We start from the raw sequence: 358 nt of genomic DNA, 5'->3' as shown, positions 1-358 counted from the left end.
CCGCCACTGCTCGCCTACCGGTCGCACCCGGTAGGCGAGCAGTTTCTGCGGAAATCCCCGTCCCCGCCCTATTCTGGGAGGTGAACGAAGGGGGACGGCATGACCGACCAGCACGACGACCGCACCGATCCACGCGCCCAGTGGCGCCAACTCCCGCCGGCGCCCGCGGTGTGGGTCGAGGAGACCGCCACCGACACCCGAGCCACCGACCACGGCCTCCCCGCCCTCGACCTCACCGAAGAGTTCATCCGCAAATACGGTCTGTGACTCAGGAACCCAATTCGGCTAGACGACTAGCAGAAGTTTACGCTACCAAGCTTGCGTTCATGACTGCTAGCTTGGTAGCGTTACTTGGTGA

1 protein-coding gene is annotated in these 358 nt (G+C 64.0%); it reads left to right on the top strand.

Features of this window, described 5'->3' with window-relative positions:
- Positions 1-99 precede the first annotated feature (99 nt).
- On the top strand, positions 100-267 hold the full coding sequence (locus tag ACFP3H_RS24610; protein WP_378609485.1) for a hypothetical protein: 168 nt from the start codon (positions 100-102) through the stop codon (positions 265-267).
- Positions 268-358 lie beyond the last annotated feature (91 nt).

This window comes from Nocardia lasii (genome assembly GCF_042658545.1).
Lineage (GTDB): Bacteria > Actinomycetota > Actinomycetes > Mycobacteriales > Mycobacteriaceae > Nocardia > Nocardia lasii.
Note: the sequence above shows the minus strand (reverse complement) of the source record. Positions and strands in the feature narration are given on the sequence as shown.

Bases quoted from the DNA above. Each gene is read 5' to 3' on its own strand.
- ACFP3H_RS24610 (WP_378609485.1), top strand. From the start codon at position 100: ATGACCGACCAGCACGACGACCGCACCGATCCACGCGCCCAGTGGCGC.